The organism is Streptomyces sp. NPDC094034 (genome assembly GCF_040303865.1).
Classification (GTDB): domain Bacteria; phylum Actinomycetota; class Actinomycetes; order Streptomycetales; family Streptomycetaceae; genus Streptomyces.
On record NZ_JBEOUD010000076.1, the window covers coordinates 1 to 20,601 of the forward strand.

Sequence of the window (20,601 nt, forward strand, 5' to 3'; positions counted from 1 at the left end):
GATGAGCAGTTCTTACGTGCTGACTAGGGAGTTGCTCAGTCTTGGAGAGCGGAGTCCAGAAGAAGTTACCGGTAAGTAGGGTTGGTGTCGGGTTGAGGGTGGGCCTCTGCGAGTTGGTTTGACCTGCGGTTTGTGCGATGGTTCCGGGGGTCTGCTCAGCAGGAGCGTTGGTTGCCCAGGGGTAACGGGCCGCCGGTAGTGATGGTCAAGGAGCACCAGCGTTGAAGTCTCGCGGCGCCTGTAGCGCGGCGTGCTGTTGGGCCTGCGATCCTGCAGGTTGGCTGAGACTGCCGCAGATGTAGTGGGAACGCCTACCGTGGCGGCGTTGAGGGAGGGGCCTGAAATCTGATCACGGTCGTAGCTCGGGGAACGCCGTGGACGGGCCGGGTGTGCGTTTCCACCAGCGCCTCTTGTGCTGCTCTCGCCAACTGCGCAGCCGGTTGTCCACCGAGATCGTGTACGGGTGGCGGGGGCCGAACGTCGCCTGGTAGCCAGCGAGGGAACCCTCCAGCAGAGTGACGGCCCTCGCTTTGTTGCCCTGGGACCAGTACAGCAGGGCGAGCTTGGATTGGCCCGCTAGGGTTGCCGGGTCCGCGCTGCCCAACAGCCGTTGACGAACGGTGGCGGTGTCTTCCAGCAACGCAACGGCGCTGACGGCCTCCGGATCAGCCGCAGCGTTCCCTGGCCTTTTAAGAACCAGTTGGCTGTCCTGATAGGGGAAGTCTTCCTGTAGCACGGCGAAGGCCTCCTTTTCTCGGTGGCCGAGGAAGCAGGCCCAAGCGAGATCACGCCGCGCAACGATTGTCAGGGGATGAGTCCGGCCCAAGTGACGTTCACTGGTGCCGACCAGCTGCCGCCAGTAGGGCACCGCCGTATCCGAGGCCATACGGCGCCCGGCCCAGCGCAGGACGTAGTGACCGTCGACCTGCCACAGCAGATGCCCTGCGCATTGGTCGAGGCTGTCGATGTTGGCGAGCAGCGCGGCCATCGCCTCATACTCGCCCCAACGGACCGTGTCGCACAGCTCTGTCAACGCGCCAGCAGCGGCCTTAACCACCTCTGGCACTGTGGCATTGGGGGTGGACTCACGCACGGCGCGTGCTGTCAGGGCGTGCAGCTGCACCGCCCGGGAGCCGGCCTGCGCGTGATCAGTGAGCAGACCGTAGCGGTGCAGGAGTCGTAGTGCTGCCTGGGCCTGGCCGGGACCGGTGGCCGTGGGAGCACAGTCCGGGGGCATGGTGCGCTGAGTGCTGAGGTAGTGAGTGACTGCGTCGCTGGCCCACACGGAACGGGGGTGCCCGGCCGGGTCCAGGGCGGCGGCCAGACGCATGACGGGAACGGCCAGACCAGCAGGCTCGCTTGCCTGCGCGACATCCAACGAGAGCAAGAGGGCTGCGGCCACCTGCCGTCCGTACCCCTCGGTGTCCGCCTCGCGCGGTAACAGATCGTCCAGTCGGGCGGCACTGTTGTTGAAGCGGCGCAGATACTCCGCGCACGGAACGTCCTCGTTGACCATGAAGGCGGCGGCGTGCGACAGCGCCAGCGGCAAGAAGCCCAGCGTTTCGGCCAGTGGGGCGGCTTGTGCGTCCAGGAGATGATCCGCATGCGCCGAGCTGAGCCGCTCTTGCAGATAGGCTTCGGCTTCCTGGGTGCTGTATGTGTCGATATCCACCACAGCTCGGCCACCGCCGGACAGCATCGCGTCGTGCCGGCGGGTCGTTGCCACGACGCGGCCGGAACCGAAAACGGAGGAGGGCGGCCACCACGCCTGCATTGCCTTTGGGTCGGTGAGGTCGTCGAGAACGATCAGCCATGAGCGCCGGGTGGTTGCCAGCCACTGAAGGAACAGCCCGGCGTCGGACTCGGCACTCCTGCCGAGAAGACGCTCGGAAGCTGCCTCCACGGCATGCGCGGCGTGGGCATAGCGCGCGAGGACCTGCTCGATGTCACTGGCGTCGACCCACACCACCAGGTCGATGCCGTCCACCAACGCCCGATGGGCGTAGGCGGCGGCGAGTTGGGTCTTGCCCACGCCCCCGCCGCCGGACAGCACCTGGGCCAGCACTACCGTGGCATGACCGTCTCTGGCACGGTTAATCCGGTCCCGCACTGCAGACCGGGCCTGGAACGCGGACGCCAGTACCGGCACCGAGCCCAACCGGATGGGCCACGACGGCCTGCTCGGCGGCGGAGCGGAGAGCAGCATCTGGCTGACATGGCCGCTGATGGCCACCGCATGGTCACCTGAGGCGACCGCGTCACCCGACCGTTTTACCTGAACAGCGCCGCTACCCGCCAATGCCTGACGCCCCGAACCCCGGTAACTGCTCAGAGCATCGCCACCATCCACTGCAGTGGCATCACCGCTGTCACTGGAGCTGACCGTCGGCACCGTTTCGTCCGAGCCCTTCCGGACACTCGACGAACGTCTCATCCGAAATCGTTTCATCGGCCCTCCCGCCGTCCCCCGTCGGCAACCACAGCAGTCCTAGCCGGTGTAATCGATGCCGGTGCCGGCACTGCTTCCTCGCCCGCGGGCGACCGCATTCCCGCTCTGCTGAACACGAGCCGCCTCGCTGCCGCCAGCATCACGACGGCGAATGCCGGTATGGGCCTTCCCGCCGTTACTCGCCTCAGCCAGCCCCGTCCGCACGGCGCTGTCTCGTGCCTCGGTGGCAGGCTGGATCCAGGCCCACACCAAAGCACCCACCCCCGTGGCGGCTTGGACCGAGGCACCCACCAGCTGCCCGGTATCCGGCCCGTCGAACAGCCAGAAAACCGGGGTCGAAACGATCACCAACACGGCGGTAACCGTCGCCGCGGCTCTCCGCCCACCCGTCATGTTCTGCCCTTCCTCTCGCAGCTCCGACACTTTCCAACACCAGCCAACCGGCACGTACGAAGTAAGGACGGTTGATGCGCTCGCAACAGTTCCAGTGCCCCCGGTCAGAGGGATGCCCACAAGGGCGGTCCACCAGGTTCGGCGGGCCGCCCCGATGTACCGGCTCCCCAGCCACGATCCGGCTGTATTCAAGGCTCGCCGCCCATCGCTCCGCAACCTCCGCCGTAAGGTCAGCGCGTGACACATCCGAATCCCAGCCGCGCGACACGGGTCCTGGAACTGGCCGCGCTACAGCACTCGGGGTGAGAAAGAGGCGGGGAAGCTGGCCGGTTGGGTTGCCCCGTGCGCCGACGGGTTCTTTTTCCGCTCCGGTCAGGCTGCAGCCTGGCCGGACCTCTTGGGCGAGTAGGCCGAGCACCTGGTCGACCGCCCGTTCCTCTTGGCCTCCGGGACGGAATCAGCTGGAAGCGCTTGCGCCTGGCCCTCGCCGAGGTGATCCTCTGTGGTCAGAGGGAGTTGTCAGCTGTTCCCGGACGCAGTGACTCCCACATGCGATCGAGCGCTTCGGCGGTCCGTGTCTCCTGTTCCTCTTTCGGCAGTCTGACGAAGGCCAGCTCGGATTTGCACCGTTCGCGCAGGTCATCCCGGTCGAACCATCGGAGAGGGTGACGCGGGTCGCCTGGGTCGTAGATGCCTTGTCCGTATACCTCCATGAGAGTCAGGTCATAACGCCGGTGGCTGTGACTCTCGTCCGGCGGGAGGAGACCGCCGGCCATGCGGTTCATCCAGTCCTCCCGGATCATGCTTTCGTCGTCGGGTTCATCGACGTCGGGGTCGTAGCCGAACACGGCATCCGCATCCCGAAGTCCGGGGAAAATGTCGAGGACGTCTCCGATCTGGGGCGGGTCGGTGTTCTGGATGACGATCCACAGGGCGTACTCGTCGGCGAGGCACTGAGGGCGCGGAACACGCCCTTTCCCCAGTTCGCTGCCGATCCGCATGATGCGCTCGCCCATGCGCACCAGCCAGTGGTTGTTGACCTGGATAAGAGCCAGTTCGGGCAGGTCGCGCAGCAGGCCGACGTCCCGGATCGTCGCCTCGCCTTTCAGGTAAGCGGCGAACTCGTAGCTGAACGAGGCGTCCAGGTGCAGCTTGCCGTCCCGGGTGGGGGCGAAATCGGAGAAGTCGACAGTGTTGGCTAGGGCCATGGCGTCTACCGGGGTGAGCGGGTCGCCTGTGAAAGACCTGTTGAACAACTGCACGATATCGCTGGCAGGCTGGTCGATCTCGATGGGTGCTTCGGTGCCCGGAGTGGCCTCGGCGCCGACCAGTTGCCTCAGCGCTGTGACGCTGAGCTTCAGTGCCCGGGCGAATCCTTGCAGGTTGTCCGCTCGGAACCCGTCCAGCGGTCCGGCGCCTGCGTTGTTCTCGAAGCGACGCCAGGTCGCCAGAGATGTGTCAGCGCGTTGAGCCGCTTCCTGCTGTGTGAGGTTCAGCTCGGCGCGACGCAGTTTCACCGCGTTGTTCACCGACTCCTTGGCCATGCTCACCCCTTCGAGTGTCTGACAGACAACCTCCTCTCACATTAGCACTCATTGAGTGCTCATTTGACTTCCGGTAGGAGTGGGCTGGTCGTGACACGCGCGGCGGAGTGGGCTTGCACCTGTTCGATTCGGGGCGCGCTTCGGCCCCGGGTGAAGCAACGGGGGCCGCCCTGGCCGCCATCGGGAAATGATCTCCGGCTGGATGGTGAGTGATCTTCAGCGCCGCTTGTTGCCGTATGTCGGCAGCATGTGTGGACACCCCGTCCGAAGCTGGGGGCACGGGAAGCAGTCGGAGATTGAGGGTGTTCGGCAGGGCCCCCTGCCAGCCGGCCAGCAGAGGGGCGGAGCGTCAGTTGCCTGCAATGATCCCTGACCGGGGCGGGAGGGCAGAGGAGCGCGGCAACACGGATGTAAGGACGGGGGGTCGCCGGTAGTGATGTCGACAGCCGCGGTGTTGAAGGCTCTCGGTGCCTGCAGCGCAGGCGGGGGCGTTGATGGCCGAGAGAGCTTGCAGCGCGGCTCGGTCATGAGGATCCGTGCGTACTTCCCGACTGGTACCGCGCCGCTCAGCGGACGCGCTGGAGGAAGCTTCCTTTCCAGAGTTGCTGAGCTGCACCAGCGTATGGGGGCAGATTGCGACGCAGACGCGTTGGGATCCCTCTGTCGAGCGGCGGAGCCTGGGCGGCGATTGAGACGAATCCCGAGGCGAGGCGTTAGGGGATGGCCAGTGAACTCCTTCAGGACGACGATCTCGCGCACGCTGCTGCCGTGCAGGGCAGGGAGGCACAGTCCTCGTTGCTCCGTCAATGCCTGTATGCGACGGGGTGAGCGGCGAGGCTGGAGCGGTTGTAGTGCAGGAGCCATCCGTCGGAGGTCGCCTGGGCGGCGGCGCCTGCGAGTCCGATCACGGGGTCGGTGAGGGCGGCACAGAGGTCTTCGGGGTGCGGGGCGGAGTCCCAGTGCAGGGCGCACCGACTGTTTTCGACTGACAGTCGGCGGCGGTGGGCGTGTCCGCGTTCGGGCCGGTCGGTGCGGTCGTAGAACCACATGCCGATGTCCCAGATGCCGTTCGGGGCGTGGGTGCACAACCGCACGGCGAGGGCGGCGAGCAGGGTTTCGGTATCGGTGTCCAGCAGGGGGAGCGCGTTCAGGACGGCGTGCTCCTCGTCGCTGAGGGGCACATCTACCGTCCAGAGGCCGACGTAGTTGCTGTCCAGGACGGCGGGTCCTTTCAGCCGGCCGTGCCGGTCGCCGGTCACGGTCATGATGGCGCCGGTGGGCAGGTGGCGCAGACGCCACCCTTCCTCGTACGAGGCTTCCACCCGTAGTCCCGGCAGTCCGATCTGCGGCCGTTTGTCGCGGCCGACCAGCCAGCAAGCCACGTTGTAAGGGGCTCCGGCGGTGATCACCAGGTCCTTGTGGCGGGGTGAGACGACAAGGGTGTAGCGGGTGATGTCGGCGAGGCTGACGTGGCGCGGCCACGCACTGGCCGGGCCGTGGTTGAGCAGGCCCAGTGCGAGCAGCGCGCGCAGTCGGCGCTGCGGCGCCGTGCGGACGTCGAGCCCCAGACCGCTGCCGGGGAAGGGGGTGTTGATACCGCGGCGGGCGATGCCAGGGGCGGCGAGTGAGTGGGTTTCCCTGGTGTAGGCGGCGCGGAGGTGGGCGGCCTGACTGCGGAACGAGGAGGGCACGGTGAGTCCTTCGGTGCCGCCCGGCCGACTGGATCACCACGCGATGCGCGTCAAGGAGCAATAGAAAGTGCGAAGTGGGTGCCCCACACCCTCTGTCGGTGCCATGGAGAATCCGGGATGTCTCCGGCACACGGTCCAGTCCTTCGCAGACCGGTGCACGGACGCTACCACCGCACGGCCCAGGCCCGCCGTCAGCGACACGCACCGTCCACTGGCGGCTCCTCTCTTGCCCTCCCGGACTACGGCGAAGCGGGAAGTCGTCGTTACCTGTGGTTGATCTCGGGCACGCCCGCCTCTGCGAGCATCGTGAAGAGGTCGGCGATGGGGCCGGTACGGTCCGTCTGGTCCGTGGTGAAGATCAGACGGTGAGCCGCCCTGGACAAGCCTACGAAGAAGGTCGATGTTCCCTCGCGCGGGTCGTTCTTGTAGGCCCACCATTGTCTTTCGTGGATGCCGAGGAAGAACACGGTGTGGTACTCGAGTCCCTTGCTCCGATGAGCGGTGAGCAGGACGACGGCATCAGCACACTCGAACTCGTCGAGGACATCCCTCCACTCCGCGGCCCCGTCGGCGGATGCCCTCAGGCGCGCCTTGAACGCGCCGGTGACGACATCGAAGTCTTCCCCGGGCGCCGCCGATTTCACGTAGCGGCGCACGCTCGACGGTGGCGGCGGCCGCCGTGGTCGCTGGTGGATGGGCCTGAAGCCAGGCTCGCAGCTGGGTGGTCAGGTTGGCCAGGTCTTCGCCGACACGCTGCTGGGCTGTCTCGTCGTCGGTCGCTCCGTGGACGCGTTCCATGGCCCTCGACACGTCCCGCCAGACCTTGGGGATGTCGTGGGGTTCGTTGGCCAGGCGGAGCAGACCCAGTAGGAGGCGGGCGGTCTCGCTCTTGAGGAGGTCCTGCAGGGTCATCTTGCCCACCCGGGCTTCGTCGTTGCGGACCCTGATGCCGTGGGCGGCAAGGCGGGCACGGAACTGCGGCTCGAAGTCTTGGATCTTCTGTCGCGCGATGAGCGCAAAATCCGAGGGAACACGGTCCGAGGCGGAGATGTCCTGGGCGATCCAGTCGGCGATGAATCCTGCTTCCCGGCTGGCGCTGGCGAAGGTCCACAGCGCGGCGGGCATGTGCCCGCCCTCGGCGGTGGGCTTGGAAGTGGCCCGCACCGTGGCCGGGTCCAGTTTGCCGGCGATGATGTGCTGCAGTTCCACGAGGGCATCGCTGGAGCGGAAGTTCCACGTCAGCGTATAAGGAGTGGCGTTGAACGTGTCGGTGAAGCGCTTGACGGATTCGGGCAGAGCGCCAGCCCATCCCATGATCCGCTGCTTGCTGTCCCCGACCGCGGTGACCGCCGTCTCCTCGCCGAACACGGAGGTGAGGAAGGAGAACTGGGCGCTGGTCGTGTCCTGGAATTCGTCGACGAAAACCATGGGATGGGTCATGCGCAGGGCGCGCCTGAGCTGCGGCACCGTCCGGACGAGCAGCTCGGCGAGCCGGTTGAGCATGACGAAGTCGAGCTGCGCCGGTCCCGGACGGAGGTAGTGGGCGCGCCACCACTCGCGGACTGCGTACGACACGGCGTCGACCTCGTTGTCGGCAGGTACGGTCTCCGGCAGGCGATAATGGCCGACGATGCCGGAGAGGAAACGGCTCGGTTGGAACGTGCTGACCCGCCGGCGCAACGCCTCGGGGGCCGCCAGCGCGATGTCGCCGAGGAACACTTCCACCTCCGCGTTGGTGGCGAAGCTGACGTCGTACCCGTCAGTCATACGCCAGTCCGGCGGCAGGGCGGGTGCGAACCGATCCACCAGTGTCTTGGTGAACGCATCGAAGGTCATCGACGCGAAACGGCTCGCGTGCTCCGGTACGCGGGCGGCGACTCGGCGGCCGAGGTTGGCAGTGGCATCCCGCTTGAAGGAGATCGCCAGAATGTGCTGGGGCCACGGGCAGAGCCCGGTCTGCAGGAGGTACGCGGCGCGCTGAGCGAGGAACTCCGTCTTGCCCGCGCCCGGCCCGGCCACGACTGCCACGTTCCCGATGTCCCGCAGAGCGTCCCACGCGGCCGGCTCTAGATCGTCGATGCCGGCCGGGCGCCAGTGCTCCGCCGAGACCAGAGCGCTCGGGCCTGTGCCCGGCGGGCGTGTCGGGGCAAAGGGGGCGGGGGCGTTCACAGCGAGACTCTCCTGCGGATGTGCTCCACGAGGGCCATGAGGACCTCCGGCGTATTTTCTCTGATCTTTTCGTCGCCGAGGCGGCCGAGCGCGCTCAGATGGGTGCTCGGCTTCGACCGGAACAGGAACAGGTAGCTGGCTGCGTAGGTCTTGAGCGAGAGCACATGTTGGTGACTTCCAGCATCACTCGTCGTCCAGAGAGTGCAGGGATATCGGCGAGAAGTAAGAGCACTCGCAGCGGCGCGGGCTCGCGGTGATCGCGTGCGCGGTAGTACGGACCGTGACAAGATGACGGGCATGTTGACCCGAAAGGCCGATGCCGCGTAGGCGTCCGAAGGGGCTGCGCGCGGAGCGTTGGCAGCCCATAAAAGGTGTCCCCGTTCGCCGGATCCGCGGTGTATCTGCGGCAACTCGCGTAGCGGTCCGGAAGTTGGAAGAAGAGCGTCTGTGGCCGGGGGCTGTGGCCGCTGCCCTGGCAGAGTGCCGGCGGTATCTGGGGCAACCAGGGCGCGTGCTGTCAGATCCGGTGATGGGCTGCGACTGCTGCGATCCTCTGGTGGCCCGCGACCGTCTGGAGGACGTGCTGCTGTGGCTTCCCCGTGGTGCTCGGACCGACCTCGGCAGGCTCGTTGCCAGGTTGGACGCCGAGTTCGAACGCAGGGCCGCCTCCCTCAGCTCCCACCTCATGCTGGCAACTCCGTTCAGCGCTTGTGGGTATTGGCGCCAGCGATTCATGGAGAACTGAGGGTCGGGTGGTTCCTCGCCGCTCAGCGCTCAGCTGGCAGCCTGCTGCTCGGCGCGGGCGCGGGTGGTGGCGAGGCGGTAGGAGTCCGTGCCGGTCTCGATGATGTTGCCGCCGAAGGTGAGACGGTCGACGATGGCCGCGCAGAGACGGGGGTCGGTGAAGGTCTTGGTCCAGCCAGAGAACGACTCGTTCGAAGCGATGGCGACGCTGTTCTTCTCCTCCCGCTCCGTCAGGACCTGGAAGAGGAGCTCGGCGCCCGCCGGTCGAGCTCCATGTAGCCGAGCTCATCAATGCACAAAAGATCAACGCGTCCGTAGCGGGCGATGGTCTTGGTCAGCTGCTTCTCGTCGGCGGCCTCGACGAGCTCGTTGACGAGCTTGGTCGCGAGAACGTACTTGACCCGGTAGCCGGCCATGGCGGCTTCGGTGCCGAGTGCGATCAGCAGGTGGGACTTGCCGGTGCCGGAGTCGCCGATGAGGCAGAGCGGCAGGCTCTTCTCGATCCAATCGCACTTGGCGAGGGTGTGGATCAAGGCGGCGTCGATGTTCGGGTTCGCGTCGAAGTCGAACTTGCGGAGCGACTTGTCGCGGGGAAACCCGGCGGCCTTGATCCGCCGCTCGGAGCGGCGTCGGGCTCGGTCGTCGCACTCGGCCAGGAGGAGTTCGGAGAGGAAGCCGAGGTAGGACATCTGCTCGCGGCCAGCGGTCTCGGCAAGTTCTGGGAACTGGGATCGGATGGTCGGCAGCCGCAGCATTCGGCATGCCTGGTCGACGGCGGCAGTGGCGGCCTGCTCGGTTAGTCCTCGCTGGCGGGGAATGATCACGGTCGTTCTCCTTCAGGGGGTTGGGTGGTCCGGTCGGCGCAGTCGCAGCAGCTGGTCGTAGTGGGCGACCGAGGGAAGCGGCCGCTTGTCGGCAGGCAGGTGGGCCAACCGGCGTGAGGTCAAGGACGTGACCTTCGACCGGTCGCCCGTTGGCGGTGAAGGTTCCGCGGGGGTGCTGCTGTCTTCCTCCGCAGCCTTCCGGGCCTCAAGCGCGACGGCGTCCGCAGTCAGAGCGCCCGTTTTCAGGGCCGCCGCGAGGCCGGTGACCAGGTGTTCGTGAGGCAGATGGCGGCCAAGAAGAAGGACTTCGATGAGTGCGCGGGTGCCGTCCCGTTCGCCGCGGGCCTGGACGGCTGCTGCCCACCAGGCGTCGTGGACGGGGGTGAACCGGCCTGCGGATCGGGCCTGTTCGAGTGCGGTCGCGTCTGGCAGAGCACCGGGCTTGCGCACGAGGGCCTCCAGGTAGTGGTCCAGCTCAAGCCGGGTGCCACCCTTGGCGATCAGCCGCTCATGCCGGGCGACCTCCTCGCGACCTTCGTAGACCACCAGATCGGACGCATGCAGCATCGCTCGGACATTCCGGCCGATCAGCCTGACCGGCACCGAGTAGCGGTTAGTCCGGACGCTGATCTGGCTGTAGCGGTCGACTCGCAGGGTAAAAAGCCGGCCCGTCTCGAACGGTTCGTCCGGCAGCGGTGTCAGTAGCGGTTGTTCGAAGGCGAAGTACTCGCCGATCGTGCGTGGCCTCGACCGGATCCGTCGGGCGTTGTCCGCCTCGTCCCATCGCTCGATCATGGCGTTGAGCTCGGCGAGGGAGTCGACCTCCGGGACCGGGACAAGGTGGTTGCGGCGGAACCAACCGATCTGGCCCTCGACCCCGCCCTTCTCGTGGGCGCCGCGGATTCCCGGCTGACAGTAGAGAGCTTCCAGGCCATAGTGCGAGCGGAACGCGGTCCGCCGCTCGGCCTCCACCCGCTGCCGGGAGAAGCCCAGAACACGGGCGACCGCGGCTCTAAGGTTGTCGTAGGGGACCTTCCCGGTCGGCATTCCGCCCAGCACGTTGAGAGCGTGGACGTGGCCCTCGAAGAACGCCTCCTGCCCGGCCGACGCGAAGATCCGATGCACCGCCTTCCCCGAGTAGGACATACGGAACGCGAACAGGTAGCAGGTCACCACCTCGCCGGCCAGCCGCACCGTCACGTCCCCGAAGTCGACCTTCGCCTCGGCCCCGGGCCTGTGGGTTTGCGGGACGAACGCCTCCACCACACCCTGGCCAGCCTGGACCCGGATCTCCTCATGGCGGCCAGCAACGTAGCCGCGGACCATCTGGTAAGAGATCTCGTTCGCGCCATGCTCATCCAGCAGCCGTTCGAAGATCCGTTTCACGGTGTGCCGCTGCTTGCGCGGTGCGTCCAGATCCGCCCGCAGCATTTCGTCGATGAGTGGCTTGAACGGATCCAGCCGGGTCACCCTCGGTGGCAGCTGCTTCCTCGGCTCCGGCCACGCCGACGCCAACGCCTTCTGCACCGTCAGGAACCCGACGCCGTACTTCCGCTGGAGAGCGCGGTTCGACAGGCCCTGACGCGAATCACGGCGGATCGCCGCGTACAGATCGACCTTGGACTTCGGCAGCACCTCGGGCCCCCTCGTCGTGCAGAGCACAACCATGGTCCCGAAGCAAGCATCCAGGTGCTCTCAAAACTCAGCGACATCACTCTCCCGTGAACGAGGGCGCTCTCGCCGCTGAGCAACAGGCGCTCTCGTAACTCGCCGGCAAAGCCACGACCTTCCCGGCTCAGCTGCCCTTATCCCTCTGACCCGCTTCCTCGGCATGCACTGGGTCACCGGCCAGAGCCCTCTCGAGGACGACGACCTCGCCACCCTGCTGGCCTGGATTGACCCACCCCGCCATACAGCCTCGGGACGCGACGCCGCACTCAGGGCAGAGGACTCAGCCCCCCGCCGCCTGGCAGGTCCAGCCACCGACCCCGCCTTCGACAACGACCATCTGGCGCCCCTGTTCAACGCCCACGCCCGTGCACGGGCCCAAGGACGAGACCAGTCCCGCCCTCTGGCAGAACTCGAACGCTTACTGGCCGCATACATGCAACCCACCTGGGACCTGATGTGGCACGCCTACGCACTGCTGCAGGCCCTCCCCGAAGCCAAGGGCAGCACCCGCCGCTGGGACCACGAACGCACCGCATTCACCAAGGAATGCATCTACCTGGCCCAAGACGGGCGTCCTCGGCCAGCCCGCGACCAAGCCGTCGCCGCCGCTGTCCACCTGACTGTCATGGAACATGCAGCCGCAGCCTTTGCGGCAGAGCGCGCCGCCGACGACCCCTTCGTACGAGCAGAACTGCGCACCACCGGCGCAGCCTTCGGCGGAACCGTCACCGCTGTCGACTCGCAGCACACCCTTCGCGGGCCCACCGGACGGCCACAATGGCGACCCCGGCTCACCGTGTCCACCACGGACCAGTTGCGCATGGAACCCGGCCAGCTCCTGGCCTGCCACGCCTACCGCAGGGCCGGTTGCAAGATCTGCGAGATCACTTTCTCCGACGGCGACACTCTCGTCGAACTCGAGATCACCGCGGGCATGGGCCACGCCGACCGTCCCAACTACGACGTCCTGCCCGAAGCCGGTGCCTTCCTCGTGTTCACGGTCGCACCGGACCCCTACCAGATGCCGGAACTTCCCTCACGGGACCAGACACCATGGACCCACGGCGGCCCTCCCGCTGACCATCCGGACCACAGCAACGAGGACGAGGACAAGGGCGAGGGCGAGGAAGAACAGTGACATCTCCCATCCAGCCATCGCCGCAGCAGCAGATGGACCAGGCCGCCCGCGCCATCCTGGAGCAGCTGCCCACGCTCACCCACCGCGGAATCGTCGTGGACTCCCCGCCAGGCGCCGGAAAATCCACCCTGGTCGCCCGAGCCGCCGACGCCCTCGCGCAGTCCAGCGCCCCTGCGCCGTCATTGCCCAGACCAACAGTCAGGTCGACCATCTCGTGCGGCGATTCGCCCGGCACCACCCGCATCTGCGCACCGCCCGGCTCACCGCAACGGAACACACAGTCCCGCACGACCTGCAGGCACATCCCGGCGTCCGTATCGGCACCCGCATCGAAGCCCTAGAAAAGACGGCCGACGTCATCGTGGGAACTGCCATGAAATGGGCCACGGTCACTGACCGCCGATGGCCATGGGCGATCATTGACGAGGCCTACCAGATGCGCTCCGACATGCTTTTGTGGAACGCCAGCCTCTTTGACCGGGTACTCTTCGTCGGAGATCCCGGTCAACTCGAACCCTTCTCCGCGGTCGCAACCGACCGCTTTCAAGGCCTGTCCCATGACCCCATGAACAGCGCGGTCGCCGTCGTGCTCGCCAACAACCGCGACTTGCCCGTTCACTCCCTGCCCGTGTCCTGGCGCCTGCCGCCCTCAGCTGTCCCCCTGATCAGCGACGCCTTCTACCCCTTCACGCCCTTTCACGCCGGAAGCCGTGCAGCTGACCGCACCCTCACGTTCTCTATCCGCGGCATGCGTACCCCCAGCGACGAGGTCATCGAACACGCCGCCCGAACCGGATGGGCACTGTTCGAGCCGCCGGCCCGCATCACCGGCCCGCACGACATCGAAGCTTTTCAGGCCGCCCTCGGGATCGCAGAGCGGCTGCTGGTCCGCCAGGCCGTCACCACCTGCGAGGAAATTCCCGAAGGCCACGTCCTGCTGCCCGGTGACATTGCCATCGGCACCGCCCACCGCAGCCAGGCCCACCACATCCGCGCTCTTCTGGCACGCCAGTACCGCCAACTGCACGGCATCACCGTCGATACCGCCAACCGACTCCAAGGCTGTGAATTCCGCGTCACCATCGTCCTGCATCCCCTCTCCGGGCGCGGCGACGCCTCCGCCTTCCACCTGGAAGCCGGCCGCCTGTGCGTCCTCACCTCACGACACCGCCACGCCTGCATCGTCGTGGCCCGTGCCGGCATCGCCGAACTCCTCGATGCCCACCCCTCCAACGACCCTGTGCACCCCGGAGCTGCCTCCAAGGTTGCCGATGGCTGGGAGGCCAACCACGCCGTCCTCGCTCACCTGGCCGAGCACACCGTCGACGCCCAGGCACAGCCTGGCCGCCGCCGCGGATGAGCTGGCCGCAGCACGCCCGCCACATGAAGGCGGGTTGATGGGAGCGTCGTCGGCGGGGCCCTCAGTCCTCGTCGTCGAGGGTGTCGTCAGCTGACATGTGGTGGACACTGACGCCGGCTCGGCAGCGGGCGGCGCCGATCATGTGGTGCAGCCGGGCGAACAGATCGGGCCGGATGAGCAGATCAGCTCCCGCGACCGCGGGCAGGAGCGGTTCGTAGTTTCCGTCGTGGACGAGGTGACCGTGCCACTGGCGGCAGATCAGTGCCTCACCGGTGGCGTCGCTGAGGCTGAACCCGCAGATGCCCTCTGTGGGTTCAAGTCCGAGTGCGGCCACGACGCTGGCCGCAGGTGCGAGTACGTAGAGGGGCAGGCCGAGGCCGCTCAGGGTTCGAGGGCGAGGCGTATCGATCAGGCCGGTGACTCCAGCGTCGGTGAGGGCCGTCAAGGCCTGGTCTGCGGTGCTGATGTGCTCGGCTGCTGACTCGGTCGTAAGGCCGAGTCCCAGGCGCCGCCATGGGCTAGTCCACAGCTGCCAGGGGGCCTGGGAGGCGGGCAGCGTGCCGGGGGGCGGGTCGTCGTCGAGGGCTTCCAGACCAACGGCGATCTGCAGTTGGCGAGCGGGCTGTCCCGGGTACCGGCGTGCAGGAGTGCGCTGCCGCTCGAACAAGCCGATCTGTACCCAGTCCTCGTGTGGTCCTTCACCCACGCGAGCAAAGGCCATGGCGTTTCCTGGCAGGGACCGCAGGCCCGCGACCGAAGCGAAGCCGGAAGGCGGCCAGGGCTTATCCGCTTGATGGTTGTCACTGAACCAGGGTGCTGGATCGAGCGACCACACCAGCGCCTCGGGCCGAGTCAGAGGGCGGGGAATGCGGGCGAGTTCGCCACGCAGGGCCGCGCGGGGGTCATCGCGCAGTCGCGCGGCCGCGCCGCGTTCGAAATTCTGGGCGTTGCCGAGATGTCCCGCTTGGGCAAGCGCGGCACGCAGGCCGGCGGCAGCGCGCTGCAGGGAGTCTTCGGCGGCGGCCTGGTCGGCGAGGTAGGCGTCGGGAAGCTGGCTGCGGCGTCCATTGGTCAGAAGGTCCAGCTGCATGCCCATGAGCGTCTCGACGTCGGGAAGGGCATCGATCACGAGGTCGATGACGGTCTCGCGGAGCCCGGCCGGACTGCCAGCGGCGTTTAGGCGGTCGCCCAGGTAGTGGTCGACGAGGTGGGTTGCGAACTCCCGAGGGTTGTTCATGCGCCTTCCTCGCTGGGGGAGAGGACGGCGGCGATGGCGCGTGCGAGTGTCGGATGTGCTGCCGTTGCCGCAGGTGCGGGCGCCTGATGACCGGCGCGGGCCAGGAGGGCGGACGCATCCGCACGGACGGACAGCACGTCACTGCCGCACAGCGTGACAAGCTGTTCGAGGAGTGCGGCATCCAAGGGTCCGTCGGGCAGGTGGCTTTGTAGGACGGTCAGGAGCCAGGTCAGGGGGCCGGCTCCGAGGTCGAAGGAGAGGATGCGCGCCAGGGCTGCCTGCGCCTGGCCGGAACGGCTGGCCAGCAGAATCGTCGCTGCGATCAGGGCGCGGCGCTTGTCGCCGCGTTCGGGCAGGGCAACCGTGGCCAACGCAAGTTCGCACAGCGCGATGTCGATGTCGTGCTGGTTCGCCTGCTCCGGCACCGGGTGGTAGGCCCCCTGACCGAGACGGGCACGGCCCGGCAGACGGTGGGCGATGACGCCATACGCCGCATCCCAGCAGGCGAATGCGCTGACAGCCGGGGGCGAAGTAAGCGGAGGTTGAACAGCGAACGCCGAGACCAGGGCCAGGCTGACACCGATAGTGCGGCTGTAGGAAGCCTCGGCCACGGCGTGGGCCACCTGGTCTGCGAGGTTGCGGGCTGCGGTGGCCGGGTCCGCGGAGTGCGCCTGCTGCCACAGATCCAGCCGGTCATTGCCGCCGAAGGAACGCCATCCGCCAGCGCCTCGCATCTTGGTGTAGGCGAGCATGCCCGCCGTAGCGGCGAGCGGGCCGAAGACACCAGGATCGCTGTCCTGGCGCAAGCGGAGCCCCACGGCGAGGTCGGCCAGTAGCTCAAGAGGGTTGGAGGCGTTCGTCTCGTCGGCGATCCGGTGCAGGAACTGGGCGGCTGCGTCTGCTCCCTGACCGTCGATGACCTCCAAGAGTCGCCACCCGACCGCATTGGCCAGGGCATCCCTCGACCACCGTGGGCCCGAGGGGGCATCGTATGCCTTGCTGCTGCGGTCACGGACCGCAGCAAGCGCGCCAGCAACACCTTCTGGCAGCGTCGGGCGCTGCTGGGCGTGCAGATACGCGTCTGTGGTGGGGCGCTTCTCGGGGCCGAACCAGTCACGTGAGGTGTTGTTGGGCACGGGGCGGGGCGCCCAGGGCGAGCCGCCCTCACCGTCACAACGCTGTGCTGCTGTGCGCAGCGCAGAAGTGGGCTGGTCCCCGGCAGTCTGCGATGCGGCGATCAGTGTCTGGTCGTCGTAGGTGGAGGTGATCGCATTGGCCAGCACTGGCAGGAGACGCGATGCGCGGGCCGCGTCGTCGCCGGGCAGGTCAGCGAGCCTTGTGAGTAGAGCAACGTCCTGCTGGATGCTGCGGCCATCGGGTCCAGCGGCGATGCGGAGCGCGGCCAGGACGACGGGGTCGGCCGTGTCAGCCTGCGTGGCGAGCAACTGCTGGTGGGCCGCGCCGACCCGGCCATCGGGCAGCCCGGGCTCGGCCAGCAGCACCTGGGCGCCCAACTGCGCGGCACCCCGCGGATCCAGGCGCGCAAGGGAACGCCACCATTCCTGCGGCGTTCCCGCCGTGCCCCGCCCGTCGGTGCAGTCCGCGACGAGATAGACAAGAGGCTGCGTATGCGCCAGACGCACCTGCGCCTGGACGGGATCGGCCTGCAGGAGCTGAGGCAGCGGATCCAGCAGTTCCTCGATGGTGATGTCCTTGTGGCCGCCGTATGCCCCCATGTAGCGGGCGGCACGCTCCCAGCATCGCTGCGCTTCGTGCGGGTCGTCGCAGGCGAGACTTACACGGGCCATCTCAAGCTCGAAGTCGGCGTCCTCCGCATACAGCGCACGGCGCTCGGCTTGCGCTCCGCGCAGCGTGCGCATGAGCTCGTGCACGACGTCGGACCCTGCCTGGCCGACGCTCCCGGCGAGCAGGGACACCAGCTCCGTGGTGATCAGCGGGCCGGTTCCGGCCATGCCCATGAGAGAGGTGGTGGTGCCCTCGCTGACGGCTTGCAGGAAAGCGATGCCCACAGCGACATCATCGCCGCGCAACAGGGCGACGGCGTCGTGCAGCACCTGCTGCACCTGCCGGTGGATGTCCGCAAGATCGCAGGCCCGGGGGCTGCCCGTGAACGCGTGTGCATGCTGGGCCAGTTGTTCGAGCGCCATACGCACGGTCGCGGACGCGGTTTCGGCTGTAAGGATGCCCGCCTCGATGTCGCGGTGCAGGCCGAGGGTGGCAAGGGTGAAGCGCAGCCAGGCACGGTAGAAGCCATTGCCGTCCAGGAGGGGGAGCAGTCGGGCGGGCGCCTGCGGATCGGCGGCATGGGCCACGGCCAGCAGTGTCAGCCACCTGTTCACCGGGCCGGACAGGCCGCTGGCACGGTTGGTCAGTACATCCTGTGTTGCTTTTGCGAGAACCGCGGCGATGTCCCCGGAAAAGATCTCCTCGGCAAGGTCTGACACTGCCACGCCATGGCGGAGCAGGCGCCGCGGGTCGCACGGCCCGCTGGCCCAGGCCGCGGTGGCCAGCGCGCGGGCAGACGGCAGCGTGCCGCCCGCCGTGCCATGGGCGTCCGCAAGGTGCAGCAAAAGGGCCGCGCGCCGGTCGGGCTGCTCGATGAGCTCCGCGCTCTCGAGCAACGGGTCTGGGCCCAGACAGTCCAACAGCACACCCAGCGCATCCTCAGGCGACGTCAGAGCCTCCTGGTCGAGGAACCGGGCCACCCGCTGCGCGAGCGTACGCGGGACCTGCCCGAGCTCGACATCGTCAGCAGCCCGGGCCGGCAACCGGATCCGTCCGCGCAACTCCGCCAGGAACACCGACTCATCGTTCTCGGATCCGTAGTGGACACGCTCATCCTTGCGTGCCTCGTCCCAGGCCGTCAGGTACGCCTCCCACGGGGCGGCACAGCCGGCCCGGTCGACCGCCGCACACAGCTGCAGGCCCCACCGCGCCGCCATCGTGGTCACACCCTCGTACATCAGGCTTGCCGCCACGCGGTCGGCTCCCACCAGCGCCACCAGCACATCCGCATACGGCACCAGGGAACCCGGCAGGCCTTCGTCCTCATACGTCGCCCGCGCCCGGCTCAGTTCGACGCAGCGCACCAGTGTGGGCCAGTCGTTGCGGACCGCCGCACGCCGCGCGGCAACGGTCAGAGTGTGGACGATGGCCTGAGGAGGCTGCAGCCCGGCAATCGCGCGGGAGAGGAAATCGGGTTCGATTAGCAGAGCGAGTTCGTCATCGCGCCCCAGAGCGGCCAGCAGTTCGGGCAGGTGCCGGAACGCGCGGGGATCGGTGAAGAAGCCCCGCTGGGACAACCAATCGGCCGCCCGGGACCGGACCTGATCGACCCACACGTCGTCACCGTCGACCCGGCGGATGAAGCGGCTGAAGCTCTCATGATGGATCTTCAGTCCGCCGATACCCGGCTGCTGCGCGACGATCGGTGCCACACTGGTCAGCGCGGCACCGAGCTGCATTCCGGGCAGCGGGAAAATCTCCTCGAGCTCCGACGCACTCACAGCGAAGTCGCAGACCGCGAGCATGCTGACAGCAGAACGCTGCCCGGGGGTCAGACCGGCCAGCAGATAAGCGTAGTAGTCGTCGAGGTCATGCGCCGACGACGGCACCGCCCGCAACCTCTCCAGAGGATCGCCGGCACCATCCGGCGCCAGCGCCGTTCCCAGGCCCGGGGCAGGACCAACGGCCTGCCGGCACAAATACGTGGCGTACAGGGCGTTGCCTCGAGAGCGCTCCTCGATCAGTGCGACCGCGGCCTCCGCCCGCGCAGCGGGATCGAGCCCCTCGCCGGCAGAGGAGGACGCCAAGGCCGTCAACACGCCGAGGCGGTCCGCCAGAGCATGCAGTTCGGCGCGGTTGAGCGGGGCAACGGTGAGGCGGGAGGCACCGTCGTCGACGGCCTCGAGGTGAGGGCCGGGCTGACTGGCCAGGACGAGCACGACACCGGGCGGCAGTTCCAGGGCGGAGAGGTCCGCGACCAGAGAGGCCGCCGGGTCCACCCGCGGACGAAAGGCGCTGCCGGTGGTGGATCCAAGAACCCGGCTGACATGGTCGATACCGTCCACGATCAGCGCGATCGGCCGGTCCGGTGCCAGGCCACGCGCGGCAGTGACTGCGGCCGTGAGCGTCTCCGGCGTGGCCGCGTAGCGTGGCCTGACCTGCGCCAGCGCCTCCGGAACGGCCGTCCCCAGCTGCTTCAGCAGGCTGCCGATCACGACCTCGGTCAGCACACGCTGCTCACGGTCGATGTCCGCAGCGCCGAGCCAGCAGTGATGCCGCACCGCCAGCCAGGTCTCCCGCAGCGCATCCCCGAGCTGCTCGCACAACCACGACTTGCCGATGCCGGGAGCACCGGTGACCACCACGACACCCCCCTGCTGAGCAGCGTCTTTCACCGCCGCGACCACGCCCGTGAGTACCGTAGGACGTCTCACCTCTGTGGCACGGTCCACGGGGTGCCCCTCACGGACCGCTCCGAAGTCGACTTCCAGACCCAGACGAGGAAGCAGGTCCTCGGCCATCACGGTCCCCGCCCGGCTGCGCGCCGCTTTGGCCGCCTCGATCAGGGCCAGCGCCACCTCCTCGGGCGTGCGGTGCCGGTTCGGCGGCCGTCCGGCACCGAGTTCTTCGGTGATGCGGTGCAGCAAGGCCGCCTCGGCTGGCCCGGGCTCGCGAATGTTGAGCGAACACGCCGGAAGATCCGTGTCGACGACCAGGGATGCGCAAGCGCGGTTGAGCAGGTCATCACTGACCTGGGCGAGCATCTCCTTCCACGGAGCGTGTGCACGCAGCGCAGCGGCGTCGAAACGGAACCGTTTGCTGCTCAAGCCGTGCAGTGCATGCCCGGGATCGGTGCTCGCGTGGACCGGGCGCAGCACCCGGGTCAGCTCGGGATCCTCCGGCTCCATGTCGCGCACCACGAGGCGATGCGAGGCACCCGGATCCGAGGTGAAGTCGTGGTCCATGGAGGAGAAGAGCAGATCCAGGCGTAGGCCTCGCTTGTCCTTCGTGAAACTCTCCAGCGACAACGCGCGGTCATGATCCGTGTGCTTGATCTGCAGCCGCTCGCGGCTGCCGGTGCCCCACTCGCACGTGATGTCATCAAATCGGTCCCCGGTGAACATCTTCGTGTCGACCAGCAGGGAATTCGCACGTCCCACCGCCAGGTCCACCAGCCGCAGCGCGGTGAGCAGGTCTTGGTAAGCGTAGCCAAGGTGTGTCGGGCGCAGCCCCATGCTCACCTCCAGCGTGCCTTGCTCACTTAGACGTCATCTCATTTGGTGAATCTGCGGTAGCAGATGAGGGTGCAGGCGATGCTGGTGAAGGCGAGGAAGTGTTCGGCTTTGCGCTCGTAG

Annotated in this window: 11 protein-coding genes and 2 pseudogenes; 2 read left to right on the forward strand and 11 right to left on the reverse strand. The window is 67.6% G+C overall.

All coding sequences use genetic code 11. The features are described from left to right. Positions 1-349 precede the first annotated feature (349 nt). The 9 genes and pseudogenes from ABTZ59_RS35690 to istA form a co-directional block, all read right to left on the reverse strand. Entirely contained in the window at positions 350-2,233 is a 1,884-nt protein-coding gene (locus ABTZ59_RS35690) for a tetratricopeptide repeat protein (RefSeq protein WP_351424891.1), read from the reverse strand. Positions 2,234-2,488: 255 nt separating this feature from the next. Further along, on the reverse strand, positions 2,489-2,803 hold the full coding sequence (locus ABTZ59_RS35695) for a hypothetical protein (RefSeq protein WP_351424892.1): 315 nt from the start codon (positions 2,801-2,803) through the stop codon (positions 2,489-2,491). A gap of 545 nt (positions 2,804-3,348) precedes the next feature. Then, entirely contained in the window at positions 3,349-4,386 is a 1,038-nt protein-coding gene (locus tag ABTZ59_RS35700) for a helix-turn-helix transcriptional regulator (protein WP_351424895.1), read from the reverse strand. 803 nt (positions 4,387-5,189) lie between these two features. Continuing rightward, a complete protein-coding gene (locus tag ABTZ59_RS35705; protein ID WP_351424899.1) occupies positions 5,190-6,077 on the reverse strand; it encodes a hypothetical protein in 888 nt (295 codons plus the stop codon). 263 nt (positions 6,078-6,340) lie between these two features. Next, a complete protein-coding gene (locus ABTZ59_RS35710; protein ID WP_351424927.1) occupies positions 6,341-6,661 on the reverse strand; it encodes a 3'-5' exonuclease in 321 nt (106 codons plus the stop codon). Next, positions 6,597-8,246, reverse strand: coding sequence for a UvrD-helicase domain-containing protein (locus ABTZ59_RS35715; RefSeq protein WP_351424902.1), 1,650 nt, complete (start codon positions 8,244-8,246; stop codon positions 6,597-6,599). Before ABTZ59_RS35715 ends, ABTZ59_RS35710 begins: the two co-directional genes overlap by 65 nt. Beyond that, complete coding sequence (locus ABTZ59_RS35720) at positions 8,243-8,410, reverse strand: hypothetical protein (protein WP_351424906.1); 168 nt, start codon at positions 8,408-8,410, stop codon at positions 8,243-8,245. Before ABTZ59_RS35720 ends, ABTZ59_RS35715 begins: the two co-directional genes overlap by 4 nt. 610 nt (positions 8,411-9,020) lie before the next feature. Further along, positions 9,021-9,814: pseudogene (istB, locus tag ABTZ59_RS35725) on the reverse strand (IS21-like element helper ATPase IstB). 12 nt (positions 9,815-9,826) lie between these two features. Continuing rightward, positions 9,827-11,482, reverse strand: a complete 1,656-nt coding sequence (istA, locus tag ABTZ59_RS35730; RefSeq protein WP_351424910.1) for an IS21 family transposase — start codon at positions 11,480-11,482, stop codon at positions 9,827-9,829. Positions 11,483-11,645: 163 nt separating this feature from the next. On the opposite strand from istA, the gene ABTZ59_RS35735 reads away from it, so the two are divergent. Then, positions 11,646-12,623, forward strand: a complete 978-nt coding sequence (locus ABTZ59_RS35735) for a hypothetical protein (RefSeq protein WP_351424913.1) — start codon at positions 11,646-11,648, stop codon at positions 12,621-12,623. Positions 12,624-12,655: 32 nt separating this feature from the next. Then, positions 12,656-13,983, forward strand: a pseudogene (locus ABTZ59_RS35740) (AAA domain-containing protein). Between the two features lie 61 nt (positions 13,984-14,044). On the opposite strand, the gene ABTZ59_RS35745 reads toward ABTZ59_RS35740, so the two are convergent. Both ABTZ59_RS35745 and ABTZ59_RS35750 read right to left on the reverse strand, forming a co-directional pair. Beyond that, positions 14,045-15,220 (reverse strand): hypothetical protein, encoded by a 1,176-nt coding sequence (locus tag ABTZ59_RS35745; RefSeq protein ID WP_351424920.1) that lies wholly within the window; start codon positions 15,218-15,220, stop codon positions 14,045-14,047. Continuing rightward, positions 15,217-20,481, reverse strand: coding sequence for an AAA family ATPase (locus ABTZ59_RS35750; RefSeq protein ID WP_351424923.1), 5,265 nt, complete (start codon positions 20,479-20,481; stop codon positions 15,217-15,219). Before ABTZ59_RS35750 ends, ABTZ59_RS35745 begins: the two co-directional genes overlap by 4 nt. Positions 20,482-20,601: the final 120 nt, after the last annotated feature.